Here is a 3616-nt window from a genome sequence, read left to right on the forward strand (position 1 = left end):
TAAAAAAGAGCACCCATCAGGTGCTCTTTCATGTGCCCGGCAGCGTCCTACTCTCACAGGGGGACAGCCCCCAACTACCATCGGCGCTGAGAAGCTTAACTTCCGTGTTCGGTATGGGAACGGGTGTGACCTTCTCGCTATCGCCACCGGACTATTTGGTTTGAAGAAACTTCGTTCCCTCAAAACTAGATAATGTATGAAGAAGCATTTGCCGAGTAATAACCATATATGACTTGGTTAAGTCCTCGATCGATTAGTATCAGTCAGCTCCACATGTCGCCACGCTTCCACCTCTGACCTATCAACCTGATCATCTTTCAGGGATCTTACTAGCTTGACGCTATGGGAAATCTCATCTCGAGGGGGGCTTCATGCTTAGATGCTTTCAGCACTTATCCCTTCCGCACATAGCTACCCAGCGATGCCTTTGGCAAGACAACTGGTACACCAGCGGTGCGTCCATCCCGGTCCTCTCGTACTAAGGACAGCTCCTCTCAAATTTCCTGCGCCCACGACGGATAGGGACCGAACTGTCTCACGACGTTCTGAACCCAGCTCGCGTACCGCTTTAATGGGCGAACAGCCCAACCCTTGGGACCGACTACAGCCCCAGGATGCGATGAGCCGACATCGAGGTGCCAAACCTCCCCGTCGATGTGGACTCTTGGGGGAGATAAGCCTGTTATCCCCGGGGTAGCTTTTATCCGTTGAGCGATGGCCCTTCCATGCGGAACCACCGGATCACTAAGCCCGACTTTCGTCCCTGCTCGACTTGTAGGTCTCGCAGTCAAGCTCCCTTGTGCCTTTACACTCTGCGAATGATTTCCAACCATTCTGAGGGAACCTTTGGGCGCCTCCGTTACTTTTTAGGAGGCGACCGCCCCAGTCAAACTGCCCACCTGACACTGTCTCCCGCCCCGATCAGGGGCGCGGGTTAGAATTTCAATACAGCCAGGGTAGTATCCCACCGACGCCTCCACCGAAGCTGGCGCTCCGGCTTCTCAGGCTCCTACCTATCCTGTACAAGCTGTACCAAAATTCAATATCAGGCTACAGTAAAGCTCCACGGGGTCTTTCCGTCCTGTCGCGGGTAACCTGCATCTTCACAGGTACTATAATTTCACCGAGTCTCTCGTTGAGACAGTGCCCAGATCGTTACGCCTTTCGTGCGGGTCGGAACTTACCCGACAAGGAATTTCGCTACCTTAGGACCGTTATAGTTACGGCCGCCGTTTACTGGGGCTTCGATTCAAAGCTTCGCTTGCGCTAACCTCTCCTCTTAACCTTCCAGCACCGGGCAGGCGTCAGCCCCTATACTTCGCCTTGCGGCTTCGCAGAGACCTGTGTTTTTGCTAAACAGTCGCCTGGGCCTATTCACTGCGGCTCATCAGGGCTATTCACCCTAATGAGCACCCCTTCTCCCGAAGTTACGGGGTCATTTTGCCGAGTTCCTTAACGAGAGTTCTCTCGCTCACCTTAGGATTCTCTCCTCGCCTACCTGTGTCGGTTTGCGGTACGGGCACCTTTTCCCTCGCTAGAGGCTTTTCTTGGCAGTGTGGAATCAGGAACTTCGGTACTAAATTTCCCTCGCCGTCACAGCTCAGCCTGTGTGGTAACGGGATTTGCCTCGTTACCGGCCTAACTGCTTGGACGCGCTAATCCAGCAGCGCGCTTACCCTATCCTCCTGCGTCCCCCCATTGCTCAAACGGTAAAGAGGTGGTACAGGAATATCAACCTGTTGTCCATCGCCTACGCTTTTCAGCCTCGGCTTAGGTCCCGACTAACCCTGAGCGGACGAGCCTTCCTCAGGAAACCTTAGGCATTCGGTGGATGGGATTCTCACCCATCTTTCGCTACTCATACCGGCATTCTCACTTCTAAGCGCTCCACCAGTCCTTGCGGTCTGGCTTCAACGCCCTTAGAACGCTCTCCTACCACTGACATCGGAAGATGTCAATCCACAGCTTCGGTGATACGTTTAGCCCCGGTACATTTTCGGCGCGGAGTCACTCGACCAGTGAGCTATTACGCACTCTTTAAATGGTGGCTGCTTCTAAGCCAACATCCTGGTTGTCTAAGCAACTCCACATCCTTTTCCACTTAACGTATACTTTGGGACCTTAGCTGGTGGTCTGGGCTGTTTCCCTCTTGACTACGGATCTTATCACTCGCAGTCTGACTCCCATGGATAAGTCTTTGGCATTCGGAGTTTGTCTGAATTCGGTAACCCGATGGGGGCCCCTAGTCCAAACAGTGCTCTACCTCCAAGACTCTTACTACATGAGGCTAGCCCTAAAGCTATTTCGGAGAGAACCAGCTATCTCCAAGTTCGATTGGAATTTCTCCGCTACCCACACCTCATCCCCGCACTTTTCAACGTGCGTGGGTTCGGGCCTCCATCCAGTGTTACCTGGACTTCACCCTGGACATGGGTAGATCACCTGGTTTCGGGTCTACGACCACATACTCATTCGCCCTATTCAGACTCGCTTTCGCTGCGGCTCCGTCTTATCAACTTAACCTCGCATGTAATCGTAACTCGCCGGTTCATTCTACAAAAGGCACGCTATCACCCATTAACGGGCTCTAACTACTTGTAGGCACACGGTTTCAGGATCTCTTTCACTCCCCTTCCGGGGTGCTTTTCACCTTTCCCTCACGGTACTGGTTCACTATCGGTCACTAGGGAGTATTTAGCCTTGGGAGATGGTCCTCCCTGCTTCCGACGGGATTTCTCGTGTCCCGCCGTACTCAGGATCCACTCTGGAGGGAACGAAGTTTCAACTACAGGGCTTTTACCTTCTCTGGCCGGCCTTTCCAGACCTGTTCATTTACCTCGTTCCTTTGTAACTCCGTATAGAGTGTCCTACAACCCCAGGAGGCAAGCCTCCTGGTTTGGGCTAATCCCGTTTCGCTCGCCGCTACTCAGGGAATCGCGTTTGCTTTCTCTTCCTCCGGGTACTTAGATGTTTCAGTTCCCCGGGTCTGCCTTCCATACCCTATGTATTCAGGTAAAGATCCTATCCCATTACGGATAGGGGGTTTCCCCATTCGGAAATCTCCGGATCAAAGCTTACTTACAGCTCCCCGAAGCATATCGGTGTTAGTACCGTCCTTCATCGGCTCCTAGTGCCAAGGCATTCACCGTGCGCCCTTTCTAACTTAACCGTATTTGACAGGTTCATCGAAGATGAACAGTATCAAAGGTTTTTAACTCTATTTAACATAGAGAATTTACTAAGATGGCGATTACTCGGTTATTGCTTCTTCAATAACATTATCTAGTTTTCAAGGAACAAAAAATAACGAATGGCATCGTTATGGTTGGTGGAGCCTAGCGGGATCGAACCGCTGACCTCCTGCGTGCAAAGCAGGCGCTCTCCCAGCTGAGCTAAGGCCCCATTATATGAGATGGTGGGCCTAAATGGACTCGAACCATCGACCTCACGCTTATCAGGCGTGCGCTCTAACCAGCTGAGCTATAGGCCCACATAATAGGTAAAGGTATTAAACTGTGAGAGATTGAACTCTCAAAACTGAACGAACAGAGAACGTCACGTCTCTTGTAAATATTCCTTAGAAAGGAGGTGATCCAGCCGCACCTTCCGATACGGC

General features: G+C 51.9%; 2 tRNA genes and 2 rRNA genes. All 4 read right to left on the reverse strand.

The window, feature by feature from the left end:
- Positions 1-34 precede the first annotated feature (34 nt).
- Positions 35-151 (reverse strand): 5S ribosomal RNA (gene rrf, locus BK139_RS23305).
- 82 nt (positions 152-233) lie between these two features.
- A 23S ribosomal RNA gene (locus BK139_RS23310) occupies positions 234-3169 on the reverse strand.
- 157 nt (positions 3170-3326) lie between these two features.
- Positions 3327-3402 (reverse strand) — tRNA-Ala (locus tag BK139_RS23315).
- Between the two features lie 11 nt (positions 3403-3413).
- Positions 3414-3490, reverse strand: a tRNA-Ile gene (locus BK139_RS23320).
- Between the last annotated feature and the right edge of the window lie 126 nt (positions 3491-3616).

The sequence above is a fragment of the Paenibacillus sp. FSL R5-0490 genome (genome assembly GCF_001956215.1).
GTDB lineage: Bacteria > Bacillota > Bacilli > Bacillales > Cytobacillaceae > Cytobacillus.